The 248-nt window shown below is 33.9% G+C and carries 1 protein-coding gene; it reads right to left on the bottom strand.

What is annotated here, in order from left to right; all coding sequences use genetic code 11:
* Positions 1 to 248: KR prefix domain-containing protein (locus SB658_RS26330; protein ID WP_410603446.1), on the bottom strand; the 248-nt coding region annotated here is incomplete at both ends.

Here is a 248-nt window from a genome sequence, read left to right as displayed (position 1 = left end):
TATAATGCTGCTGATATTTTGATCGTTTATGCTATGCAATAATTGAACATAGTCTTCTTCTGATCCGCTAATTAGGAATTTCCGCCCATTTATCTTCTGAAATTCATCCCCAAACTCCACTTCAATAACATCATCGTCATGAATTTTCAACTGTTCCAGTATAGATTTATAAATTTCCATGTTGTCTTTAAATAACAGTATAGGACCTGTTACCTCTGTTTTTTCTTCTTCAAAAGCTTCTTGCGCCA

The organism is Bacillus sp. SIMBA_008, from assembly GCF_046535495.1.
Lineage (GTDB): Bacteria > Bacillota > Bacilli > Bacillales > Bacillaceae > Bacillus > Bacillus subtilis.
This window is presented reverse-complemented; position numbering and strand designations above follow the sequence as displayed.